This window comes from Pseudomonas sp. HMSC066A08 (genome assembly GCF_001813025.1).
Classification (GTDB): domain Bacteria; phylum Pseudomonadota; class Gammaproteobacteria; order Pseudomonadales; family Pseudomonadaceae; genus Pseudomonas; species Pseudomonas aeruginosa.
Window position 1 is genome coordinate 498,046 of the sequence record NZ_KV811348.1, and the last position, 23,280, is coordinate 521,325.

At 66.5% G+C, this 23,280-nt stretch carries 23 protein-coding genes; 10 read left to right on the forward strand and 13 right to left on the reverse strand.

Annotated elements, in window-relative coordinates:
• Positions 1 to 18: 18 nt before the first annotated feature.
• From ispC to rpsB, 7 genes are all read right to left on the reverse strand, one after another.
• Positions 19 to 1,209 (reverse strand): 1-deoxy-D-xylulose-5-phosphate reductoisomerase, encoded by a 1,191-nt coding sequence (gene ispC / locus HMPREF2886_RS26085; RefSeq protein ID WP_070748666.1) that lies wholly within the window; start codon positions 1,207 to 1,209, stop codon positions 19 to 21.
• Positions 1,206 to 2,021: a phosphatidate cytidylyltransferase gene (gene cdsA, locus HMPREF2886_RS26090; RefSeq protein WP_070748668.1), complete on the reverse strand. Its 816-nt coding sequence runs from the start codon at positions 2,019 to 2,021 to the stop codon at positions 1,206 to 1,208. Before cdsA ends, ispC begins: the two co-directional genes overlap by 4 nt.
• Positions 2,015 to 2,770: a polyprenyl diphosphate synthase gene (gene uppS, locus HMPREF2886_RS26095; RefSeq protein WP_003113863.1), complete on the reverse strand. Its 756-nt coding sequence runs from the start codon at positions 2,768 to 2,770 to the stop codon at positions 2,015 to 2,017. The genes cdsA and uppS overlap by 7 nt, the downstream gene beginning before the upstream one ends.
• Before the next feature lie 15 nt (positions 2,771 to 2,785).
• Positions 2,786 to 3,343 (reverse strand): ribosome recycling factor, encoded by a 558-nt coding sequence (frr, locus tag HMPREF2886_RS26100; protein WP_003092390.1) that lies wholly within the window; start codon positions 3,341 to 3,343, stop codon positions 2,786 to 2,788.
• Positions 3,344 to 3,345: 2 nt separating this feature from the next.
• Complete coding sequence (gene pyrH / locus HMPREF2886_RS26105; protein WP_003092391.1) at positions 3,346 to 4,083, reverse strand: UMP kinase; 738 nt, start codon at positions 4,081 to 4,083, stop codon at positions 3,346 to 3,348.
• 198 nt (positions 4,084 to 4,281) lie between these two features.
• A complete protein-coding gene (gene tsf, locus HMPREF2886_RS26110; protein WP_003092393.1) occupies positions 4,282 to 5,151 on the reverse strand; it encodes a translation elongation factor Ts in 870 nt (289 codons plus the stop codon).
• Positions 5,152 to 5,281: 130 nt separating this feature from the next.
• Positions 5,282 to 6,022, reverse strand: a complete 741-nt coding sequence (gene rpsB, locus HMPREF2886_RS26115) for a 30S ribosomal protein S2 (protein ID WP_003092394.1) — start codon at positions 6,020 to 6,022, stop codon at positions 5,282 to 5,284.
• 264 nt (positions 6,023 to 6,286) lie between these two features.
• Here rpsB and map point away from each other — a divergent pair, with 264 nt between their 5' ends.
• From map to dapC, 3 genes are all read left to right on the forward strand, one after another.
• Positions 6,287 to 7,072: a type I methionyl aminopeptidase gene (gene map, locus HMPREF2886_RS26120; protein ID WP_003092395.1), complete on the forward strand. Its 786-nt coding sequence runs from the start codon at positions 6,287 to 6,289 to the stop codon at positions 7,070 to 7,072.
• A 166-nt stretch (positions 7,073 to 7,238) separates the two neighbouring features.
• Positions 7,239 to 9,941, forward strand: a complete 2,703-nt coding sequence (locus tag HMPREF2886_RS26125; RefSeq protein ID WP_039027563.1) for a [protein-PII] uridylyltransferase — start codon at positions 7,239 to 7,241, stop codon at positions 9,939 to 9,941.
• A 17-nt stretch (positions 9,942 to 9,958) separates the two neighbouring features.
• Entirely contained in the window at positions 9,959 to 11,167 is a 1,209-nt protein-coding gene (gene dapC, locus HMPREF2886_RS26130; RefSeq protein ID WP_058179168.1) for a succinyldiaminopimelate transaminase, read from the forward strand.
• Between the two features lie 50 nt (positions 11,168 to 11,217).
• Here dapC and HMPREF2886_RS26135 read toward each other — a convergent pair whose 3' ends face one another.
• A complete protein-coding gene (locus tag HMPREF2886_RS26135) occupies positions 11,218 to 12,963 on the reverse strand; it encodes a Na+/H+ antiporter (protein ID WP_073647758.1) in 1,746 nt (581 codons plus the stop codon).
• 237 nt (positions 12,964 to 13,200) lie between these two features.
• On the opposite strand from HMPREF2886_RS26135, the gene HMPREF2886_RS26140 reads away from it, so the two are divergent.
• Together HMPREF2886_RS26140 and HMPREF2886_RS26145 are read left to right on the forward strand one after the other, a co-directional pair.
• On the forward strand, positions 13,201 to 13,560 hold the full coding sequence (locus HMPREF2886_RS26140) for a hypothetical protein (protein WP_003092416.1): 360 nt from the start codon (positions 13,201 to 13,203) through the stop codon (positions 13,558 to 13,560).
• Between the two features lie 322 nt (positions 13,561 to 13,882).
• Positions 13,883 to 14,182, forward strand: coding sequence for a hypothetical protein (locus tag HMPREF2886_RS26145; protein WP_033969759.1), 300 nt, complete (start codon positions 13,883 to 13,885; stop codon positions 14,180 to 14,182).
• A gap of 14 nt (positions 14,183 to 14,196) precedes the next feature.
• Here HMPREF2886_RS26145 and HMPREF2886_RS26150 read toward each other — a convergent pair whose 3' ends face one another.
• Positions 14,197 to 14,550, reverse strand: coding sequence for a YkgJ family cysteine cluster protein (locus HMPREF2886_RS26150; protein ID WP_003098616.1), 354 nt, complete (start codon positions 14,548 to 14,550; stop codon positions 14,197 to 14,199).
• A gap of 302 nt (positions 14,551 to 14,852) precedes the next feature.
• Between HMPREF2886_RS26150 and HMPREF2886_RS26155 the strand changes: the two genes are divergently transcribed.
• The 5 genes from HMPREF2886_RS26155 to HMPREF2886_RS26175 all read left to right on the forward strand — a co-directional run bounded on the left by HMPREF2886_RS26155 (position 14,853) and on the right by HMPREF2886_RS26175 (position 18,619).
• Entirely contained in the window at positions 14,853 to 15,200 is a 348-nt protein-coding gene (locus tag HMPREF2886_RS26155; protein ID WP_033969763.1) for an ArsC family reductase, read from the forward strand.
• A 12-nt stretch (positions 15,201 to 15,212) separates the two neighbouring features.
• Entirely contained in the window at positions 15,213 to 15,836 is a 624-nt protein-coding gene (locus tag HMPREF2886_RS26160) for a LysE family translocator (protein WP_015649359.1), read from the forward strand.
• Positions 15,837 to 15,865: 29 nt separating this feature from the next.
• Positions 15,866 to 16,900: a 2,3,4,5-tetrahydropyridine-2,6-dicarboxylate N-succinyltransferase gene (gene dapD / locus HMPREF2886_RS26165; protein ID WP_003092431.1), complete on the forward strand. Its 1,035-nt coding sequence runs from the start codon at positions 15,866 to 15,868 to the stop codon at positions 16,898 to 16,900.
• A 94-nt stretch (positions 16,901 to 16,994) separates the two neighbouring features.
• Entirely contained in the window at positions 16,995 to 18,200 is a 1,206-nt protein-coding gene (locus HMPREF2886_RS26170) for a cysteine desulfurase (protein ID WP_057389291.1), read from the forward strand.
• Positions 18,197 to 18,619, forward strand: a complete 423-nt coding sequence (locus tag HMPREF2886_RS26175) for a SufE family protein (protein ID WP_039027561.1) — start codon at positions 18,197 to 18,199, stop codon at positions 18,617 to 18,619. Before HMPREF2886_RS26170 ends, HMPREF2886_RS26175 begins: the two co-directional genes overlap by 4 nt.
• A 6-nt stretch (positions 18,620 to 18,625) precedes the next feature.
• On the opposite strand, the gene HMPREF2886_RS26180 is transcribed toward HMPREF2886_RS26175, so the two are convergent.
• The 4 genes from HMPREF2886_RS26180 to HMPREF2886_RS26195 are packed head-to-tail and all read right to left on the reverse strand — an operon-like array spanning position 18,626 to position 23,122.
• Positions 18,626 to 19,606 (reverse strand): DUF4340 domain-containing protein, encoded by a 981-nt coding sequence (locus tag HMPREF2886_RS26180; RefSeq protein WP_057389292.1) that lies wholly within the window; start codon positions 19,604 to 19,606, stop codon positions 18,626 to 18,628.
• 3 nt (positions 19,607 to 19,609) lie between these two features.
• Positions 19,610 to 21,457: a GldG family protein gene (locus tag HMPREF2886_RS26185; RefSeq protein ID WP_070748670.1), complete on the reverse strand. Its 1,848-nt coding sequence runs from the start codon at positions 21,455 to 21,457 to the stop codon at positions 19,610 to 19,612.
• Between the two features lie 10 nt (positions 21,458 to 21,467).
• Positions 21,468 to 22,202, reverse strand: a complete 735-nt coding sequence (locus HMPREF2886_RS26190; protein ID WP_003092451.1) for an ABC transporter permease — start codon at positions 22,200 to 22,202, stop codon at positions 21,468 to 21,470.
• Positions 22,199 to 23,122, reverse strand: a complete 924-nt coding sequence (locus HMPREF2886_RS26195) for an ABC transporter ATP-binding protein (protein ID WP_033969772.1) — start codon at positions 23,120 to 23,122, stop codon at positions 22,199 to 22,201. Before HMPREF2886_RS26195 ends, HMPREF2886_RS26190 begins: the two co-directional genes overlap by 4 nt.
• Positions 23,123 to 23,280 lie beyond the last annotated feature (158 nt).

Sequence of the window (23,280 nt, forward strand, 5' to 3'; positions counted from 1 at the left end):
CTCCAGGCCGTCCGAAGACTAGCCGGCGTGCCGGGTCAACCATTGCCCGGCGACCGAACGCGCGCGGCGATCGGCGGCCAGGACCTGATCGAGCGATTCGACTGCGGTCACCGCCTCGCGGTTCAGCACGTCCTCGATGATAACCGCGATGTCGCTGAAGCGGATGTGCCGCTCGAGAAATGCGGCCACGGCCACCTCGTTCGCGGCATTCAGCATGGCCGGGGCGCTGCCGCCGGTTTCCGCGGCCTGGCTCGCCAGGCGCAGGCAGGGGAAGCGCTGCTCGTCGGGGCGCTGGAAATCCAGGCGACCGACGGCGAACATATCCAGCGGCGAAACGCCGGAATCGATTCGCTCCGGCCAGGCCATGGCATAGGAAATCGGCGTGCGCATGTCCGGATTGCCGAGCTGGGCGATCACCGAACCGTCGACGTAGTCCACCATCGAGTGGATCACGCTCTGCGGGTGGATCACCACCTCGACCTGGCTCGGCTGGGCGTCGAACAGCCAGCACGCTTCGATCAGTTCGAGCCCCTTGTTCATCATGCTGGCGGAATCGACGGAAATCTTCCGCCCCATCGACCAGTTCGGGTGCGCACAAGCCTGCTCCGGCGTCACCGAGGCGAGTTGCTCCAGCGGCGTCTCGCGGAACGGGCCGCCGGAGGCGGTCAAGAGGATCCGGCGCACGCCGACCCGCTCCAGGCCATCGGCATAATTGCGCGGCAGCGACTGGAAGATCGCGTTGTGCTCGCTGTCGATCGGCAGGAGCACCGCGCCGCTGCGCTTGACCGCCTGCATGAACAGCGCGCCGGACATCACCAGTGCTTCCTTGTTGGCCAGCAGCACGCGCTTGCCGGCCTCGACGGCCGCCAGGGTCGACGGCAGCCCGGCGGCGCCGACGATGGCCGCCATTACCATGTCCACTTCGGGCGCGCTGGCCACTTCGCACAACGCCTGCTCGCCGAACAGCACCCGGGTGCGGATACCCGCCGCGGCCAGCGAGCCCTGCAAGGCAATCGCCGCGGCCTGCTCCGGCACCACCGCATAGACGGGACGGTGCCTGAGGCACAGCGCCTCGAGTTCGGCCAGGCGGCTGAAGCCAGTCAGGGCGAAGGCTTCGTAACGATCGGGATGACGCTGGACGACGTCCAGGGTGCTCAGGCCGATCGAGCCGGTCGCGCCGAGCACGCTGATCCGCTGCGGTCGTCTCATGGCGCACCCCAGCCGGCGGCCCAGAGCAGGGCCGCGAATACCGGGATGGCGGCCGTCAGGCTGTCGATGCGATCCAGCACGCCACCGTGGCCGGGCAGCAGGTTGCTGCTGTCCTTGATTCCGGACTGGCGCTTGAACATGCTTTCGGTGAGATCGCCGACGATCGAGACGAACACCACCAGCGCCGCGCCGAGCAGGGCCAGGAGCAGCGCGCCGAGGGACCAGCCGCGGTAGAGGCCGACCGCCAGGGTGATCGCCAGGCTGGCCGCCAGGCCGCCGTAAACGCCTTCCCAGCTCTTGCCGGGGCTGACCCGCGGCGCCAGCTTGCGCTTGCCGAAGGCCTTGCCGGAGAAGTAGGCGCCGATATCCGCGCCCCAGACCAGCACCATCACGGCGATGATCAGGCCATTGGCCAACGGCCACTGCTTGAGCAGGACCAGCCCCTGCCAGGCCGGCAACAGGATCAGCAGGCCCATGCCCAGGCGGCGCCAGCGTCCGCCCCAGTAGCCGACGCTTTCCGGGTAGGAGAGCACCAGCACGGTGGCCAGCGTCCACCAGACCAACGCCAGCAGCAGCACGGCTCCGGCAAGCTGCGGCAGATGGTAGAGGGCGACCATCAGCACGGCGACCGTCGCCGCGTAGGCAACGCGGCCGAACTGTTGTTCATAGCCGGCCAGGCGCGCCCATTCCCAGGCCCCCAGGCTTACCACCGCGCCGATGAACAGGGCGAAGAACGCCCCTTCGAGAAGGAAAAAACCACCCAGCGCGATGGGCAGGAGCACCAGCGCCGTGATGATCCGTTGTTTCAGCATGACGGACGGGCCTCGGCCTCGACTTGCTCGCTGGTCTTGCCGAAGCGGCGCTGGCGCTTGGAGAAATCCGCCAGGGCAGCCCGCATCGCCGCGTGCTTGAAGTCGGGCCAGAACAGGTCGGAGAAATACAGCTCGGCGTAGGCCAGCTGCCAGAGGAGGAAATTGCTGATGCGATGCTCGCCGCCGGTGCGGATGCACAGGTCGGGCAGCGGCTGGTCGCCGGTCACCAGGCAGCCCTGGAGCAGTTCGGCGGAGATATCGTCCGCCGCCAGGTGCCCGCCCTGGACCTCGCGCGCCAGGCGCTGTGCGGCCTGGACGATGTCCCACTGGCCGCCGTAGTTGGCGGCGACCTGGAGAAGGAAACGGGTATTGCCGGCGGTGGCGGCTTCCGCTTCGCGCATGGCCGCCTGCAACTCCGGATGGAAACGCGTGCGATCGCCGATGATGCGCAGGCGGATGCCGTTCTCGTCGAGCTTGCGCACCTCGCGGCGCAGGGCCACGAGAAACAGCTCCATCAGCGCGCTGACTTCGTCCGCCGGACGCTGCCAGTTCTCGCTGGAGAACGCGAACAGGGTGAGGACCTCGACCCCTGCCTCGGCGCAGACCTCGATCACCGCCCTGACGGCATCGACACCGGCCTTGTGGCCGGCGACGCCGGGCAGAAGACGCTTCTTCGCCCAGCGATTGTTACCGTCCATGATAATGGCCACGTGGCGTGGCACGCACACATCCTTCCGGGTCTTTTCCATGACGTCAGCCCGGCCTCAGACAGCCATGAGGTCCGCTTCTTTGGCTTCCAGTGCCTTCTCGATCTCACCGATGAACTTGTCGGTCAGCTTCTGCACGTCGTCGCCGGCGCGGCGCTCTTCGTCCTCGCTGATTTCCTTTTCCTTCTGCAGGTCCTTCAGCTGGGCCAGCGCATCGCGACGGATGTTGCGCACGGAAACCCGCGCCTGCTCGGCCTCGGCACGCGCCTGCTTGGTGTAGCCCTTGCGGGTCTCCTCGGTCAGGGCCGGCATCGGTACGCGGATGGTGGTGCCGGCGGTGGCCGGGTTGAGCCCCAGGTCGGAGGTCATGATGGCCTTCTCGACCGCCTGGATCATGCTCTTGTCGAACACGGCCAGGGCCAGGGTACGAGAGTCTTCCACGGTGACGTTGGCGACCTGGCGCAGCGGCGTATCGGCCCCGTAATAGGAAACCATCACGCTATCCAGGATGCTCGGATGCGCGCGACCGGTGCGAATCTTCGCGAAGGCATGGCCCAGCGCTTCCAGGGTCTTGCCCATGCGCTCCTGCGCTTCCTTCTTGATCTCGTTGATCATTCTCAACCCTCCTCGATCAGGGTGCCTTCGGCACCACCAACAACAATATTCAGCAATGCGCCCGGCTTGTTCATGTTGAACACCCGCAGCGGCATGTTCTGGTCACGGCACAGGCAGATGGCGGTCAGGTCCATCACGCCGAGCTTGCGGTCGAGCACTTCATCATAGGTCAGGCGCTCGAACTTCTCGGCATTCGGGTCCTTGAACGGGTCGGCAGTGTACACGCCATCGACCTTGGTAGCCTTAAGGACCACGTCGGCGTCGATCTCGATGGCGCGCAGGCATGCCGCCGAGTCGGTGGTGAAGAACGGGTTGCCGGTACCGGCGGAGAAGATCACCACCTCGCCACCGCCGAGGTGGCGCATGGCCTTGCGGCGGTCGTAGTGGTCGGTCACGCCGACCATGGAGATCGCCGACATCACCAGCGCGGGGATGTTCGAGCGTTCCAGCGCATCGCGCATCGCCAGGCCGTTCATCACGGTGGCCAGCATACCCATGTGGTCGCCGGTCACCCGGTCCATGCCGGCCGCGGACAGCGCCGCGCCGCGGAACAGGTTGCCGCCGCCGATGACCAGGCCGACCTGCACGCCGATCCCGACCAACTGGCCGATTTCCAGCGCCATGCGGTCCAGCACCTTGGGATCGATGCCGAACTCCTCCGAGCCCATCAGGGCTTCGCCGCTCAACTTTAGAAGAATGCGTTTATAGCGAGGTTGACGAGCGCTCAGTTGCTGAGCCATGACCTTTTCTCCTGCGGCGATAAAAATACGTGACGGCCGGGCCGTCGTGGGCGGAGACGACTTTGCGCCTGCGTTGCGTGCGAGCCCGCCGAGCGGGCCGGCAACGCGGAAGCTGCCCCGAACGCTTCCCCATTTGACGAAGAGGCCGCACGCATCAGCGGGCAGCCTCTTCCGGGGCGACAGTCGAAACCGTCTTTGTTACTGCTTGGTGGCGGCTACTTGAGCGGCAACTTCGGCAGCGAAGTCCACTTCGGCCTTCTCGATGCCTTCGCCCACTTCGTAACGAACGAAGGAAACGATTTCGGCGCCGGCCTGCTTGGCCAGGTCGCCGACCTTCACTTCCGGATTCTTCACGAAAGGCTGCTCGACCAGGCTCGCTTCGGCGAGGAACTTGCTGATGCGGCCCTTGACCATGTTCTCGACGATGTTCTCCGGCTTGCCGGCGATCTTGTCGGCGTTCAGCGCCAGGAAGATTTCCTTCTCTTTCGCGATCGCTTCTTCGGAAACTTCCGAAGCGCTCAGGAACTGCGGGTTGCTGGCGGCGACATGCATGGCGATGTCCTTGGCCAGTTCCGGGTTGCCGCCTTTCAGGTTGACCACGACACCGATGCGGTGGCCGTGCAGGTAGGCGCCGACCACGTCGCCCTCGACGCGGGTCAGGCGGCGGATGTTGACGTTCTCGCCAGTCTTGGCGACCAGGGCCAGACGAGCTTCCTCACGCGCTTCGACCAGCGGAGCGGCGTCGGTCAGCTTCTCGTTGAAGGCCTTTTCCAGGCTCTCGGCGACGAAGCCCTTGAAGTCGTCCTGGAGGGCCAGGAAGTCGGTCTGGGAGTTGACTTCGATGATCACGGCGGCCTTGTTGTCGGCAGCGATCTTGACGGCGATCGAGCCTTCGGCGGCGATGTTGCCGGCCTTCTTGGCAGCCTTGATCGCACCGGCAGCGCGCATGTCGTCGATGGCCTTCTCGATGTCGCCGCCAGCGGCGGTCAGCGCCTTCTTGCACTCCATCATGCCCAAGCCGGTACGCTCGCGCAGTTCTTTAACCATGGCTGCAGTAATTTCTGCCATTTCGAAATCCTCTTGAGTGGTAGCTCTCAAAAAACCTTTGTGCCCGGCCTGCCGGGCAGAAACTCAAAGGTGGCAAAAAGGGGGCCTAGCCCCCTTCCTGCGCACCGTCGGACGTCTGAACGTCCCGGAATCAGCCTTCGGCGGATTCGGCCGGCGCTTCCTCGACGAACTCGTCGGCGCTGGTGGCAGCGCCCTGCTTGCCGCGGATTACCGCTTCGGCCATCGAGTTCAGGTAGAGTTGCACGGCGCGGATGGCATCATCGTTACCGGGAATTACATAGTCGACGCCTTCCGGGCTGCTGTTGGTATCGACAACGCCGATGACCGGGATGCCCAGCTTGTTGGCTTCGGTGATGGCGATGCGCTCGTGGTCGACGTCGATCACGAACAGAGCGTCCGGCAGGCCGCCCATGTCCTTGATGCCGCCCAGGCTGCGCTCGAGCTTCTCGAGGTCACGGCTGCGCATCAGGGCTTCTTTCTTGGTCAGCTTGTCGAAGGTGCCGTCCTGGGACTGGGTTTCCAGGTCGCGCAGGCGCTTGATCGACTGACGGATGGTCTTGTAGTTGGTGAGCATGCCGCCCAGCCAGCGATGGTCGACGTACGGCATACCGCAACGAGCGGCTTCCTCGCGAACGATCTTGCCGGCGGAACGCTTGGTGCCGACGAACAGGATCTTGTTCTTGCCAGCGGCCAGGCGCTCAACGAAGGTCAGGGCCTCGTTGAACATCGGCAGGGTCTTTTCGAGGTTGATGATATGGATCTTGTTGCGCGCGCCGAAAATGAACTTGCCCATTTTCGGGTTCCAGTAACGGGTCTGGTGGCCGAAGTGCACACCGGCCTTCAGCATATCGCGCATGTTGACTTGGGACATGATAGTTCCTCGATAAGTCGGGTTAGGCCTCCACGCATCCCAATGACCAACCCTTGCGGGCACCCAGGCCATCGTGTCGATGCATGTGTGGGTTTGTGCTCCGGAAAAGGCCGCAGCCTCGGAGCGGGGCGCTTTATACCATAACCGTGGACGCAGTGAAACCCGCCGCGGATGGCCGGGCGGGAGTAGATCGGTCGGTCAGGTCTGCTAGAATCGCGTATTCCTTATTATTCATGCGTGCTTGCACGCCCGAAGAGAATTCGCATGACCGTCACCATCAAGACGCCGGACGATATCGAGAAGATGCGCATCGCCGGCCGCCTGGCCGCCGAAGTGCTGGAAATGATCGGCGAACACATCAAGCCCGGCGTGACCACCGAGGAGCTGGACCGCATCTGCCACGACTATATCGTCAACGAGCAGAAGGCGATTCCCGCCCCGCTGAACTACAAGGGCTTTCCCAAGTCGATCTGCACCTCGATCAACCATGTGGTCTGCCATGGCATCCCCAACGAGAAGCCGCTGAAGGAAGGCGACATCCTCAATGTCGACATCACCGTCATCAAGGACGGCTACCACGGCGACACCAGCAAGATGTTCCTGGTCGGCAAGACCCCGGAATGGGCCGACCGCCTCTGCCAGATTACCCAGGAATGCATGTACAAGGGCATTTCCGTGGTGCGTCCGGGCGCGCACCTGGGCGATATCGGCGAAATCATCCAGAAGCACGCGGAAAAGAACGGCTTCTCGGTGGTCCGCGAATACTGCGGCCATGGCATCGGCAAGGTGTTCCACGAGGAGCCGCAGGTCCTCCACTACGGTCGTGCGGGTACCGGCATCGAGCTGAAGGAAGGCATGATCTTCACCATCGAGCCGATGATCAACCAGGGCCGCCCGGAGACCCGCCTGCTCGGCGACGGCTGGACCGCGATCACCAAGGACCGCAAGCTGTCCGCGCAATGGGAGCACACCGTGCTGGTCACCGCCGATGGCTACGAGATCCTCACCCTGCGCAACGACGAAACCTTCCCGCGCACCTCGGCAGCCTGATCCGGCCCGGCTTTTGCTGCCAGCCGTGCGCCTCGACGCCCCGCCCCATTCCGGCGGGGCCGACGCCCCGATTCGGCGCAGCGCGCGCACCAATACAGCGCAAAAACGCACCAAGACGGGGCGCCCGCGTATCGAACCCAACCGCTAGCAGATAAAGGAAGGCCGCATGCCGCAGGTGGATCCCGAATTGTTCGATCGCGGGCAGTTCCAGGCGGAACTGGCCTTGAAGTCCAGCCCGATCGCCGCCTTCAAGAAGGCCATCCGGCAATTCCGCGAAGTGCTCGACAACCGCTTCAACAGCGGCCGCGACATTCGCCGCCTGATCGAAGATCGCGCCTGGTGCGTCGACCAGATCCTGCAACAGGCCTGGCAGCGCTTCGACTGGGGAGACGACGCCGACATCGCCCTGGTCGCCGTGGGCGGCTACGGCCGCGGCGAACTCCACCCCTACTCCGACGTCGACCTGCTGATCCTCCTCGACAGCGAGGACCAGGAGAGCTTCCGCGAACCGATCGAAGGTTTCCTCACCCTGCTCTGGGACATCGGCCTGGAAGTCGGCCAGAGCGTGCGCTCGGTGCAGCAGTGCGCGGAGGAAGCGCGCGCCGACCTGACGGTGATCACCACCCTCATGGAATGCCGCACCATCTGCGGCCCGGACAGCCTGCGCCAGCGCATGCTGCGGGTTACCGGCAGCGCGCACATGTGGCCGAGCAAGGAGTTCTTCCTGGCCAAGCGCCACGAACAGCAGCGCCGCCACGCCAAGTACAACGACACCGAGTACAACCTCGAGCCCAACGTCAAGGGCTCCCCCGGCGGCCTGCGCGACATCCAGACCATCCTCTGGATGGCCCGCCGCCAGTTCGGCAGCCTCAACCTGCACGCCCTGGTGCGCGAAGGTTTCCTGGTGGAAAGCGAGTGCAGCATGCTGGCCTCCAGCCAGGAGTTCCTCTGGCGGGTCCGCTACGCCCTGCACATGCTCGCCGGGCGCGCCGAAGATCGCCTGCTGTTCGATCACCAACGCAGCATCGCCCGCCTGTTCGGCTATGAAGACAACGACGTCAAGCTGGCGGTCGAACGCTTCATGCAGAAGTACTACCGGGTGGTGATGGCGATCTCCGAGCTGAACGACCTGATCATCCAGCACTTCGAGGAAGTCATCCTGCCCTGCGAGCAGCCGGTGCAGATCCAGCCACTGAACAGTCGCTTCCAGTTGCGCGACGGCTACATCGAGGTGACGCACCCGAACGTCTTCAAGCGCACCCCGTTCGCCCTCCTGGAAATCTTCGTGCTGATGGCCCAGCACCCGGAAATCAAGGGCGTGCGTGCCGACACCATCCGCCTGCTGCGCGACAGCCGACACCTGATCGACGACGAGTTCCGCCACGACATCCGCAACACCAGCCTGTTCATCGAGCTGTTCAAGAGCAGCCAGGGTATCCACCGCAACCTGCGGCGGATGAACCGCTACGGCATCCTCGGCCGCTACCTGCCGGAGTTCGGCCATATCATCGGGCAGATGCAGCACGACCTGTTCCATATCTATACGGTGGACGCGCACACCCTCAACCTGATCAAGCACCTGCGCAAGCTGAATCGGCCGGAGATGGCCGAGAAATATCCGCTGGCGAGCAAGATCATCGATCGTCTGCCCAAGCCGGAACTGATCTACATCGCCGGTCTCTACCACGACATCGCCAAGGGCCGTGGCGGCGACCACTCGGAACTCGGCGCGGTGGACGCCGAAGCCTTCTGCCAGAGCCACCAGTTGCCGCCCTGGGACACCCAACTGGTGTCCTGGCTGGTGCAGAACCACCTGGTGATGTCGACCACCGCGCAACGCAAGGACCTCTCCGACCCGCAGGTGATCTTCGATTTCGCCCAACTGGTCGGCGACCAGACCCACCTCGACTACCTGTACGTGCTCACCGTGGCCGATATCAACGCCACCAACCCGACGCTCTGGAACTCCTGGCGCGCCAGCCTCCTCCGGCAGCTCTACACCGAGACCAAGCGCGCCCTGCGCCGCGGCCTGGAGAACCCGGTGGACCGCGAGGAGCAGATCCGCCAGACGCAGACCGCGGCCCTCGACCAACTGGTACGCAACGGCATCGACCAGGACGATGCCGAGCAGTTATGGAGCCAGCTCGGCGACGACTACTTCCTGCGCCACACCGCCGGCGACGTGGCCTGGCACACCGAGGCGATCCTCCAGCACCCGGACGACGGCACGCCGCTGGTGCTGATCAAGGAAACCACCCAGCGAGAGTTCGAGAGCGGTTCGCAGATCTTCATCTACGCCGCCGACCAGCACGATTTCTTCGCGGTCACCGTGGCCGCCATGGACCAGCTAAACCTGAGCATCCAGGACGCGCGGATCATCACCTCCACCAGCCAGTTCACCCTCGATACCTATATCGTGCTCGACGCCGACGGCGACTCCATCGGCAACAACCCGGAGCGCATCGCCGAGATCCGCGAGGGGCTTATCGACGCACTGAAGAACCCCGACGACTACCCGACCATCATCCAGCGCCGGGTGCCGCGCCAGCTCAAGCACTTCGCCTTCGCCCCGCAGGTGACCATCTCCACCGACGCGCTGCGCCAGGTCTCGGTGCTCGAGGTCATCGCCCCCGACCGCCCCGGCCTGCTGGCGCGGATCGGCGGCATTTTCCTGGATTTCGACCTGTCGGTGCAGAACGCCAAGATCGCCACCCTCGGCGAGCGCGTGGAGGACGTCTTCTACATCACCGATGCGCGCAACCAGCCGCTCGCCGACCCCGACCTGTGCAAACGCCTGCAGGCCGCCCTGGTAGAACAGCTGTCACAAGACAACGAACGGGACACCCTGCCCACCCGGATAAACTTCTGAGAAGCCTTGCCAACACCATGAATACCGCACTCGACAACCTCCAGCCCTACCCCTTCGAGAAGCTCCGCGCCCTGCTCGGCGACGCCCGGCCGCCCGCGACGCTGAAGCCGATCGCGCTGTCCATCGGCGAGCCCAAGCACCGCTCGCCGAGCTTCGTCGCCGAGACCCTGGCGGAGAACCTGGACCAGCTCGCGGTCTACCCGACCACCCTCGGCCTGCCGGCCCTGCGCGAAGCCATCGCGCGCTGGTGCGAGCGGCGGTTCTCGGTGCCGGCCGGCTGGCTGGATGCGGCGCGCCACGTACTGCCGGTGAACGGTACCCGCGAGGCGCTGTTCGCCTTCACCCAGACCGTGGTCCGCCGCAGCGAGCCCGGCGAGGCGCCCGGCCTGGTGGTCAGCCCGAACCCGTTCTACCAGATCTACGAAGGCGCGGCGCTGCTCGCCGGAGCCGTGCCGCACTACCTGCCCTGCCGCGAGGAAAACGGCTTCAACCCCGACTTCGACGCGGTCGACGAGGCGACCTGGCAGCGTTGCCAGATTCTCTTCCTCTGCTCGCCGGGCAACCCCACCGGGGCCCTGGTACCGCTGGAGACCCTGAAGAAGCTGATCGCCCTGGCCGACCGCTACGACTTCGTGATCGCCGCCGACGAGTGCTACAGCGAACTCTACTTCGACGAAAACGCCCCGCCGCCCGGCCTGCTCAACGCTTGCGCCGAGCTGGGCCGCACGGACTTCAGCCGCTGCGTGGTGTTCCACAGCCTGTCCAAGCGCTCCAACCTGCCCGGCCTGCGCTCGGGCTTCGTCGCCGGCGACGCGGAGATCCTGAAGAAATTCCTCCTCTACCGCACCTACCACGGCTGCGCCATGCCGGTGCAGACCCAGTTGGCGAGCATCGCCGCCTGGAACGACGAGGTCCATGTGCGCGCCAACCGCAGCCTCTACCGCGAGAAATTCGACGCCGTGCTGGCGATCCTCGACGGCGTGCTCGACGTACAACGCCCGGACGGCAGTTTCTACCTGTGGGCACGCACCCCGGTGGACGACACCGTATTCACCCGCGAACTGTTCGAGCAGCAGCACGTGACGGTGGTGCCGGGTTCCTACCTGTCGCGCGAGGTGGACGGCGAGAACCCCGGCGCCAACCGCGTGCGCATGGCCCTGGTGGCACCGCTGGCCGAGTGCGTCGAAGCCGCCGAGCGCATCCGCGACTACCTGCGGGCGCGCTGAAGCCTGCGCGGAGAAACGAAAAGGGATCGCCACCGCGATCCCTTTTTCGTTCACACCCAGCGGGCGAAGCGATTGGTCAGCCAGCTTTCCTGCTGGTCCAGCTCGCGCAGGATATCGCCCAGGGTCTCGTCGTCGATCTCGTTGTTACGCCGCTGCCGGTACAGTTCCAGGCGCTGCGCGCGCAACGCCTTCAGGCGCAAGGCCTTGTCGGCGATCTCCAGGGCCTGGGCCTGGTCGCGGGCCTCATCGGTGGTCGGTGCGGTATCCAGCGACTGGCGGTATTCGGCCATGATCTGCGCGCGCGCCTCGGCGACCCGCGAAGTATTCGCCGCGTCGTTGCCTTCCACCTGTGGCAGTTCCTCGCTCTCCAGGGCGCGGATCGCCGCCTCCGCGGTCTTGCGCCAGGCCTCGCGCCGCTCGCGCTCGTGGGCGCCATTGTTGCTCGCCGGCAGCCCGCGCAGCAGCAGCGGCAGGCCGATGGTCGCGCCGATCAGGGAAATCAGGATCACGCTGGTGGCGATGAAGATGATCAGGTCGCGCTGCGGGAAGGCGCTGCCGTCCATCAGGCTCATCGGCACCGACAGCACCGCCGCCAGGGTCACCGCACCGCGCACGCCGCTCAATGCACTGAGGGCGGAGAGACGACGCAGGGAGATGCCGCTCAGCCCGGGCGGGCTCTTGCCGCGCCAGCGATCGATGCGCAGCGACAGCTTCCAGTAGCCATAGACCCAGCCGTAGCGGATCAGCATCAGCACGGCGGTGATCGCCGCCACGTAGGCCAGCAGCAGCGAGGAACGCCAGAGCAGGTCGCCGTGGTGGTTGGCCACCGACTTCATGATGTCCGGCAACTGCAGGCCGAGCAGCAGGAACACCACGCCGTTGAAGGCGAACTCCAGCATCGACCAGACGCTACGGTTGAGCAGGCGCGTGGAAGTCTGCCGCGGCAGCAGGTCGACCCAGCTCTGCATCATGCCGGCCGCCACCGCCGAGAGAATCCCGGAGACGCCCAGGTGTTCCGCCACCATGTAGGAGGCGAACGGCAGCAACAGCATCAGTACCACGTGGGTCGCCGGGTCGTCCCAGCCACGGGAGATCATCCAGGCACGGATGCGGCCCAGCGACCAACTGAGGAACACCCCGATGGCCAGGCCGCCGACCGCGACCAGGAGGAAGTTGAGGCTGGCGTCCACCAGCGAGAACACGCCGGTCATCGCCGCGGCGATGGCGAACTTGAATGCCACCAGGCCAGAGGCATCGTTCATCAGCGCCTCGCCCTCCAGCAGGTGCATCAGGCGCTTGGGCAACCGCCCCTGGGTGATCGCCGAGACCGCCAGGGCGTCCGTGGGCGACAGCACGGCGGCGAGGGCGAAGGAAGCCGCCAGGGGAATTTCCGGGATCAGCAGATGGATGAAATAGCCGGCGCCGACCACGGTGAAGAACACCAGGCCGAACGCCATCATCAGGATCGGCCAGCGCATCCGCCAGACTTCCCGCTTGGGAATGCGCCAGCCGTCGACGAACAGCAGCGGCGGAATGAACAGGAAGAGGAACAGCTCCGGGTCGAGGGCAATGTGCAGCCCGAGGGACGGCAAGGCCAGCAGGGCCCCGGCGGCGATCTGGATCAGCGGTAGCGGCAAGGGCAGCAACTGGGCAGCCAGGCGGGTGGCGCCGACGACCAGCAGCAGGGTCAGAACGGTGTACACGGTTTGCATGGGGGCGGGGATCTCCGGCTTCGTCCCTGGACGATGCGACTGCGCCGATTGCACCATCGCGATCGGTAGGCAGCTATCCGACATTCGCACAATCCGTACGGTCTTTCCTAGCCCCGCCGCTCTATCCCGCGCGTCCGCCCCCTCCGCGGCGACGACCGGGGCGCCCGGCCAAGGTTCCCGCACTAGTACATCCGAGCTATTTCATAGCGGTGCGAGACGCTCCTACACTCCCCTTCAGTCCAGGCCCGCCGTAGCGTCGGCCAGGACGACGCCCCGAAGGAGTACGGGGTGCAGCGCCCACTCAGACAAAGGAATGCCGCCATGACAAGCAAGGGACTTACTTCCGCACTGCTGCTCGCCTCGATGTTCGCCGCCACCTCCGGCTGCCTCCAGCAGAACGCACTGACCCAGGGCTACCGCACCACCCAGCCCGGGCAACCCGGCCAGGCCCAGGTCGCCTCCGCCAACACCCCTTGCACCCCCAGCGCCACCAATGACCTGATCGCTACCGGTCGCAGCCTGCTGGACATCACCACCAACCTGATCAAGACCCGCAACCAGATGAGCGACGGCGGCAGCATCATGCGCGACGTCGACGACGTGCAGAAGGTCGGCAAGGGCCATGCCGTGCTGGACAGCGTCGAGAGCATGACCGGCGGTCCGCAGCAGCCCTGCGGCTAAGCGCACCACGACGATTCATCCCGGACAGCGAGCCCCCGCACGCTGTTCTCCCCCTGAGCCTCGCCTACCCGGCGGGGCTTTTTTTGTCCTGCGCCAAACGGCCGCCGCCCCGCATCAAAGAACCCGCCCTTCACCCCGGCCATGCAGACCAGGCCGCTTCGAGTCCCGTTCGTCACCTGTGCAAGGCGTCTGGAACGCGGCTATTGTCCGACGATCGAAGTGATGGCAATGTAGAATTACACCTTTGGATGTAATCGTTTCGGGTAGGTCGCGAGATGGAACGAGCTTTTTCCCCTACCGCGGAATCGCGGAGCAGCGGCCCATGAGGCGCGCCGAGATGCTGTTGCTGAAGAGCCTGGCGGAGACACTGATGGCCGACCGCGACAACCGCCACGACGACTTGCAGGCGACCATGCGGCTGGCGCACCTGAGTTCGCCGGAGATGATCCTGTACATGGTCAACCGGGTGCTCGAGCTCGAAGAGAGCATCGAGCGGATCGCCGCGGTTCTCCAGAAACTCTCTGCGGACGAGCCGATGCCCCTAGAGGAAACGCCGCCCGAACCAGCCTTCGAAGCGGCCCTGCAGTCCCGCGCCATCGAGACCGAGACTGCGGAAACCTAGCGGCGGGCAGGCCGCTACACCAGCACCTGGCGAGTGCTGGCGATCAGCGCGTGCACCTGTCGTTCCACCTGCTCCGCCACCGGCACCTCGGGCCCCCGCCCTTCCGGGCAGGGCAGGTTCGGCGTGGTGCCGAACAGCCGGCAGATCAGCGGACGCTCCTCATAGGCCTCGCAGCCGTTCGGTCCGAGATGGACGCAGTTCCACTCGGCCAGGGCGGCGTCGTGTTCGGCCTCGCTCTTCACCGGCAGGCGGGCCATCTCTTCCGACGAGGCGGTAACCGGCCCGCAGCAATCGTGGCAGCCGGGCTTGCAGGCGAAGCCCGGTATCTGCAGGCGCAATTGGTCTATCTGGCGACCGATGCAACTCATGGAAAATCTCCTAGGCGGGGGAAGGATTGTACAGCGCGGACCGGTGCATTCCGAAAGTACCGGTAAGGATGCTCTCCAGCGAGCCGAATCGACCTGTTCAACCTGCGCTCTCTCCGTTCCCGGCCAGGGAAACGGCCCGCCTCCCTGTCCGCCCGCCCGTCCACGGCTATCTGCCGTCACGCCGCTCCCGAGCGCGGTAGCCCCGAGACCGCACAGGGGCGGAACGACGTGGCATAATCCGGCGATCACCTTTCGGCGACCTATCGGCAGGGCCCGGGAAGACCCGGGCCTCGGGAGAAGCAATGACCTACGTTCTCTACGGCATCAAAGCCTGCGACACCATGAAGAAGGCTCGGACCTGGCTCGACGAGCACAAGGTCGCCTACGACTTCCACGACTACAAGGCCGTCGGCATCGACCGCGAACACCTGCGGCGCTGGTGCGCGGAGCACGGCTGGCAGACCGTCCTCAACCGCGCCGGCACCACCTTCCGCAAGCTCGACGAAGCGCAGAAGACCGATCTCGACGAAGCCAAGGCGATCGAGCTGATGCTGGCCCAGCCGTCGATGATCAAGCGCCCGGTGCTGGAGCTGGGCGGCAGGACGCTGGTCGGCTTCAAGCCCGACGCCTACGCCGCCGCGCTGGCCTGAGCCGGAGGCCGCATGAGTATCGCCTGGGCCCTGTTCGTACCCGCCTGCTTCGCCCTCAACCTGGCGCCGGGGCCGAACAACCTGCTGTCGCTGAACAACGCCGCGCGGCACGGTTTCGCCACCGCCTCGCTGGCCGGCGGCGGGCGCCTGCTGGCATTCGCCGGCATGCTCGCCCTGGCCGCCTCCGGGCTGGCGCTGGTGCTGCACACCTCGGCCTGGCTGTTCCTGGCGATCAAGCTGCTCGGCGCTGCCTACCTGTTGTGGCTTGCGGTGCAATTGTGGCGGACCGATGCGCAGCCACTGGCGAACGAAGCCAGCCCGGCGCGTCCCAGCCTCTGGCGCCTGGGGCGCCAGGAGTTCCTGGTGGCGGCGGGCAACCCGAAGGCGATCCTGATCTTCACCGCCTTCCTGCCGCAGTTCGTCGATCCCGGCCAACCGCTGGGCGCCCAGTTCGCCCAGCTCGGCGCGGCATTCCTGCTGCTCGAATGGCTGGCCATCGCCCTTTATTCCTATGCCGGGCTCCACCTCGGCCGGCTGCTCGCCGGCCAGCGGGCCCGGCGTCTGTTCAACCGCGGTTGCGCCGCGCTGCTCGGCAGCGCGGGACTGGGCCTGCTGCTCAGCCGCCGTCCGGCCTGACCGTTCCACTCCGTTTCGAGGAAACCCACATGTCGCAATCCCTGTTCAGCCTGGCCTTCGGCGTCGGCACCCAGAACCGCCAGGAAGCCTGGCTGGAAGTGTTCTACGCGCTGCCGCTGCTCAAGCCTTCGAGCGAAATCGTCGCCGCCGTCGCACCGATCCTTGGCTACGCAGCCGGCAACCAGGCACTGACCTTCACTTCGCAGCAGGCCTACCAGTTGGCCGACGCCCTGAAGGGTATCGACGCCGCTCAGTCGGCCCTGCTCTCGCGCCTGGCGGAAAGCCAGAAGCCGCTGGTCGCCACCCTGTTGGCGGAAGACGCCGCGCCGTCCTCCACCCCGGAGGCCTACCTCAAGCTGCACCTGCTCTCCCACCGCCTGGTCAAGCCGCACGCTGTGAACCTGAGCGGCATCTTCCCGCTCCTGCCGAACGTGGCCTGGACCAACATCGGCGCGGTGGACCTGGCCGAACTGGCCGAACTGCAACTGGAAGCGCGACTGAAGGGCAAGCTGCTGGAAGTCTTCTCCGTCGACAAGTTCCCGAAGATGACCGACTACGTGGTCCCGGCCGGCGTACGCATCGCCGACACCGCCCGCGTGCGCCTGGGCGCCTACATCGGTGAAGGCACCACAGTGATGCACGAAGGTTTCGTCAACTTCAACGCCGGCACCGAAGGCCCGGGCATGATCGAAGGCCGCGTATCCGCGGGAGTGTTCGTCGGCAAGGGGTCGGACCTGGGCGGCGGCTGCTCGACCATGGGTACCCTTTCCGGTGGCGGCAACATCGTCATCAGCGTCGGCGAAGGCTGCCTGATCGGCGCCAACGCCGGCATCGGCATCCCGCTGGGCGATCGCAACATCGTCGAGGCCGGCCTGTACATCACCGCCGGCACCAAGGTCGCCCTGCTCGACGAGCAGAACGCCCTGGTGAAAGTGGTCAAGGCCCGCGACCTGGCCGGCCAGCCCGACCTGCTGTTCCGCCGCAACTCGCAGAACGGTGCGGTGGAGTGCAAGACCAACAAGACCGCCATCGAGCTGAACGAAGCGCTGCACGCGCACAACTGAGTCCAGCTCGCCTTCCCGCTCGCCCGGCGGCGCTCGCCAGCGCCGCCGGGTGCGCTACCCTTTCCCCTGTAACCGTCCTCGTACAGTGTCCGCCATGTCCCTGCCGTCTCCCTGGCGCGCCGACTTTCCGGCCTTTTCCGCCTTCGCCGCGGAAGGCCTGACCTACCTCGACAGCGCCGCCACCGCCCAGAAGCCACAGGCCGTACTCGACGCCCTGAACGGCTACTACCTCGGCGGCGCCGCCAACGTCCACCGCGCCCAACATGTCCCCGGCGAGCGTGCCACCCGGGCCTTCGAGGCCGCGCGCAGCCGCGTCGCCCACTGGCTGCACGCCGGCAACCCGGCCGAGGTGCTGTTCACCCGCGGCACCACAGAGGCGATCAACCTGGTGGCCTATGGCCTGGAGCGGCATTTCCGTCCTGGCGACGAACTGCTGGTCAGTGCCCTGGAACACCATGCCAACCTGCTTCCCTGGCAACAGTTGGCCCTGCGCCGCGGCCTGGTCCTGCGCGTGTTGCCGCTGGACGAGCGTGGGGTGATCGACCTGGAGCAGGCCCGCCATATCATCGGCGAGCGTACCCGCCTGCTGGCGATCAGCCAGTTGTCCAACGTTCTCGGCACCTGGCAACCGGTGGTGGAGTTGATCCAACTGGCCCGCGAGCGCGGTGCCTGGACCCTGGTCGACGGCGCCCAGGGCAGCGTCCATGGACGCCACGACCTACCGGGCCTGGGCTGCGACTTCTACGCATTCTCCGGCCACAAGCTCTACGGCCCCGACGGCGTCGGCGTGCTCTGGGGCCGCCCGCAGGCCCTGGAGCAACTGGCGCACTGGCAGTTCGGCGGCGAGATGGTACGCCACACCGGCTTCCACGAAGCCAGCTTCCATGCCGCCCCGCTCGGCTTCGAGGCAGGCACCCCGGCGGTTTCCGCGGCGATCGGCCTGGGGGCGACCATCGACTGGCTGGCTACCCTGGACGAAGCCGAAGTCGCCGCCCACGAAGGCGCCCTTCACGCCCGCCTGCTCGCCGGCCTGCTGGCGCGCGACGGCGTCAGCCTGCTCGGCGAACCGCAGGCGGCGCTGGCCAGCTTCTGCGTCGACGGCGTGCACGTCGCCGATCTCGCCCACCTGCTCGGCGAACAGGGCATCGCGGTGCGCGCCGGCCACCATTGCGCGATGCCGCTGCTGCAACGCCTCGAGGTACCCGGCGCCCTGCGTGTCTCGCTGGGCTTGTACAACGATGCCGACGACCTGGAGCGCTTCTTCCTGGCCCTCGACCGCTCACTGGAGTTGCTGCGATGAACCCGGTTCTCCCCGAACAGGCCCAGGAGGCACTGGACGCCTTCGGTCACACCGCCAGCTGGGAACAGCGTGCGCGCCTGCTGCTGCAATGGGGCGAGCGCCTGGCGCCGCTCGCGGAACACGAACGCCGGGAAGAGCATCGCGTGCACGGTTGCGAAAGCCTGGTCTGGCTGCTCGGCGAGCAGCGCGACGGCCACTGGCGCTTCCGTGCCGACAGCGACGCGCGCCTGATCCGCGGCCTGCTGGCGGTGCTGCTGGCACGGGTCGACGGCATCGAGACCCGCGAACTGGCGCGCCTGGACCTCAACGACTGGTTCACCTGCCTGGGTCTTTCCCGCCAACTGTCGCCCTCGCGCAGCAACGGCCTGAACGCCGTTCTGCAACGCATGCGCGAACTGGCCGGCCAGACCGCCGGCTGAGCCCGCTCAGCGCGCCAGCAGTTCCGGCAGGTGCCGGGCCAGGGCGCGGTAGCGGTCCTCTTCGATCCGATAGGCCCAGTCAGGATGGGCGGCGACCTCGCCACCGGCGAAGCCCTCGACGCTCTTCGGCAACAACCAGTATTGCTCGCCCTGGCGCCGAATCTCGCCATCCAGACGCGCTCCGGAAAACGTCCGCAGGCTGAACGCCAGGAGCAATGGCGCCTGTCTGAATCCCACCTGCGCCAGCGGCGCTACATCGGCGAAACGCAGGTCGGCGAACAGCGCCGCCGCGCCGTTGGCCGCTGCCTCATAGGCCAGCTTGCGCCCTGGGGGCAACTGCCGGACCTGCAGGTTCGGCTGCCCGGCGTCGTCGCGATAGAGATCCAGGCGCTCGCCCTTCGGATAGCGCAGTTGCAGTTCGCGTACCCGGGCAAAGGGCAGCGTGGCGATCCGCCGGTCGAGCCACTCCAGCTCGTTGTTCGGCACCGGCAGGCGCTTGTCGATCAGCCAGGCCTGCGGATCGCCCAGTCGTCGTACGAAGCTACCGCCATGCTGCGCATCCTTGCCCACCAGCAGCACCAGAGGCTCGCCGGACTGCCGCAGCAGGCTCAGGCGTAGCGCCTGCCCCTCGCCACGCTCCGCCAGGCCAAGCAGCGCGTGGTTCTTCGGGTTGGCGCTCTTCGCCTCGACCTTGCGCGCCTCTGCCAGTGCCTCGAGCAGCGCCGACAAGCGTAGCCGATCGGCCGGATAGCCGGCCTTGGCCGGCAGGACCCACGCGCCCGCACGCCGCTCGACCCGGATATCCGGCGAACCGTCGGCAAACTGCATGTGCAGGCCATTCAGCGTCGCGCTGTCCAGTTCCGGCAGCCAGCGCTCTGCCGCCGGCAAGGCAGGTACCTCGGCTGCGCGCTCGCGCTGCAGCCAGGCGAAGGTTCCGGCCAGCGCCGCCACCAGCGCCAGGAGGACGATCAGCGTATTGCGCCGCATGCTTCAATGCCCTCCCCGGGCCATGCGCCGGCGCCGCCAGAGCCAGCCGAGCAGCACGCCGACCGTGAGCAACGAGGGAACCAGGGCGATATTGACCAGCTTCAGGGTGCGGCCCAGTGCGTCGATATCGGCGTTCAACTGGTACTGCACCTCGCGCAGCTCCTTGCGGATGCGCAGCTTCTCCTGCATGTACTGGCGCAGCGTGGCCTGCTGTTCGGGCGTCAGTTCGACGGCCTTCTCCGGGGCGGTGCCCTGCTGGAGGGCGGCGAGTTGCTGCTCGGTATCGGCGAGGCGCTGCTTGAGCTGGTCCTCCTTCTGCCGGAAGCTCGTCTCGGCCTCGCGCTGCAGGCGCTCGACCACCACGAACGGCCGGCTGAACCGGCCGCGGGAGCGCACGCTGATCAGCGCGTCGGTACCCGACAGGTTGTCCAGCGCGTTGACCACCAGCGCGCCGTTGTCGGCCCAGGGCTGCGGCACGCGCTGGCCGAAGAAGTCCTGCACCTGGACCCACATGCGGTCGCTGAGCAGGTCGGTATCGGCCACGACGATGACATTGATGTTGCGCGCCTCCTTCAGGCCTTCGCGATGCCCCTCGATGCCCTCCGCGAAGGCACTCTTCGCCGGCCCCTGGATACGGGCGGCGAGAGTATGCCGCCGGCTGCTCGGGCGCAGCTCGCGCATCAGATCGCCGGGGTCGCGCAGCAGGCCGAAGCGCGAGGCATCGAACGGCATCGCCTGGGTCGAGCTTTGCAGCAAAGGCGTGAAGCTGGTACTCGCTCCGGAGAGCCTTTCGAGGATGCCGGGCGTCGCCAGGGTCAGGCTTTCCAGGCCGGCAGTGGCGATGTCGTCCTGGTCCAGCGCCTCGCGCGGCAAGCTGAGCCAGGCCGGATGCCGGGCCGGACGCTGGTCCCGGCCAAGACTGATGGACATCGCATAGGCGCCGTCGCCGAGCACCTTGCCCGGCAGCAGGCGCAGCCCCCAGGCCTCGAACAGCGGCGCGAGGTCGGACGACTTGTCGCCATCCAGCGTAGCGGCGAAATCGCTGCCGCTGTCGGCCTCGCTGAAGGGGTCGACGAACGCCAGCAGCTTGCCCCCGCGCAGGACGAACTGGTCGATGGCGTATAGCGTCTGCTCGGGCAACTGCTTGGGATGCACCAGCAGCAGCACCGAGACCTCCGGCGGGATTTCCGTGGCATCGCTCTTGAGGCTGCGCAGGTCGAATTGCTGGCGGATTTCCTCCATGACCATCCACGGCGAGGTCGGTTGCCGGCTGGCCATGTCGAAGCCGCCATTGAGCGGCAGCGACGACATCAGGCCGACCACCGGCCGCTGCGGCTGGGCCAGGGTCTGCACCAGGCGGCTGATGTCGTATTCGAGGAACTCCTCCTGATCGAGCGGGAAGAAGGGTATGACCTGGACTCCGTCCAGGGCGTTGCTGCCGGCCAGGCCGAAGTACAGGTTGTCGCCGCCCTGCTGCAGGGGAATTCCTTGCAGGCCGAACTCGGTGGCCTTGTCCTCGTTCTCGGAGAACGGCTCGGGATCGATCACCTGCAGGCGAATCCTGCCGTTCGCCTCGCGCTCGTAGGCACGCAGCAGTTCTTCGACGCGCCTGGCGTAGTTGCGCAGCGGCACCAGTTCCCGGGCACCGCTATCCGAATAGAAGAAGTATAGGTTGATCGGCTCGTCGAGGCCGGCCAGGATCCGCTTGGTTCCGGGACTGATGGTGTAGAGCTTCTGCTCGGTCAGGTCGAGCCGCACGCCGCTGAACAGCAGGCCGGAGACCATGTTGAAGGCCAGGAACGCCAGCGCGATCAGCAACAGCCCGGCGCCAGAGGACAACACGCGTTTCATCGACTCCCCCTCATTCGGCTTTCTTCAGGTCGACCGCCACCGCCGTGGCGGCCAGCCAGGCGACGATCAGGCTGACGAAATACAGCAGGTCGCGCAGGTCGATGACGCCCTTGCTGACAGCATCGAAGCGGGTCAGCAGGCTCAGCGAGGCCACCGCATCGAGCAACCACTGCGGTGCCCACTGGCTGAACGCATCGAGCACCAGCGGAAAGCCGCTGAGCATGAACAGGAAGCAGGCGGCCACGGCGAGGATGAAAGCGATCACCTGGTTCTTCGCCAGGGCCGACATGCACGAACCGATGGCCAGGTAGCCGCCGGCCAGCAGCCAACTGCCCAGGTAGCCGGCGAGAATCGCACCGTTGTCCGGCTCGCCCAGGTAGTTCACCGTGAGCACCATGGGGAAGGTCAGCAGCAGCGCGATACCGGCGAACGCCCAGGCAGCCAGGAACTTGCCGGCCACGGCTTCGAAGCGGGTCAGCGGCAGGGTCATCAGCAGCTCGATCGAGCCGGACTTGCGCTCCTCCGCCCACAGGCGCATGGCCAGCGCGGGAACCAGGAACAGGTAGAGCCAGGGATGGAAGGCGAAGAAGGAGGCCAGGTCGGCCTGGTTGCGTTCGTAGAAGTTGCCCAGGTAGAAGGTGAACACGCCCGCCAGGACCAGGAAGATCACGATGAACACATAGGCCAGCGGCGTGGCGAAATAGCTCGCCAGTTCGCGCTTGAAGATCACCGGCAGTTGCTTCATGCCGCCGTCCCCCGGGTCAGGTTGCGGAAGACCTCGTCGAGCCGCCCGCGCTCCACGTCCAGTTCGCGGACCCGCCAGCCGCGCTCGGCGACCAGCCCGCTGACCTGGGGGAAGATCACCGCGCCCGGCTGCGCCAGGACGGTCAGGCTGCCTTCGGCGGGGTTCTCCTCGATACCCGCCACGCCCGGCAGCACCGCCAGCGCCACGGCATCCAGGGGCTCGTCGCTGTAGAGCGTCACCGCCTGGTGGTAGCGCGAGCGACTGGCCAGCTCCAGCGGCGTGCTGTCCGCCAGCAGCCGCCCGCCGCCGATCACCAGGGCGCGGCTGCACAGCGCCGAGACTTCCTCGAGGATATGGGTGGAGATGATCACGATGCGCTCCTGCGCGAGGCCGCGGATCAGTTCGCGGACCTGGTGCTTCTGGTTCGGATCGAGCCCGTCGGTGGGCTCGTCGAGCACCAGCGCCCGCGGTTCGTGGAGGATCGCCTGGGCCAGGCCGACGCGCCGGCGGAAGCCCTTGGAGAGGGTTTCGATGGTCTGCCGGCGCACCTCGTCCAGCTCCAGCAGCCCCAGTGCCCGCGCGACCCGCTCGCGCTTGCCGGCACCACGGTAGCCACGGATCTCGGCGATGAAATCGAGAAACCCCTGTACGGTCATTTCCGCATAGCAGGGCGAACCTTCCGGGAGGTAGCCGATCAGCCGCTGCGCCTGCAGCGTGCGGTTGCGGATGTCGAAGCCGAAGATGCTCGCGGTGCCGGCGCTGGGCGCCAGGAAACCGGTGAGCATCTTCATGGTGGTGGACTTGCCGGCGCCGTTCGGACCGAGGAAGCCCAGTACTTCCCCCGTCTCCACCTGGAAGGACAGGTCGTCCACCGCCACCCGCGAGCCGAAGCGTTTGCCGAGGTTTCTTGTTTCGATCATGGTCCCCTACCTGTTCCGGCGGCCGCCGCCATGTCCGGCCAGGGCCGCGAAAAACGCGCAGGGACTATAGCCGAAGCGCCCCGCCGCCTGGCAATACGGGGCACCGGGAGAACCTTGGCAAAACGTGACAGAACCCGACCGCCTGCCAAAGGTTCTAC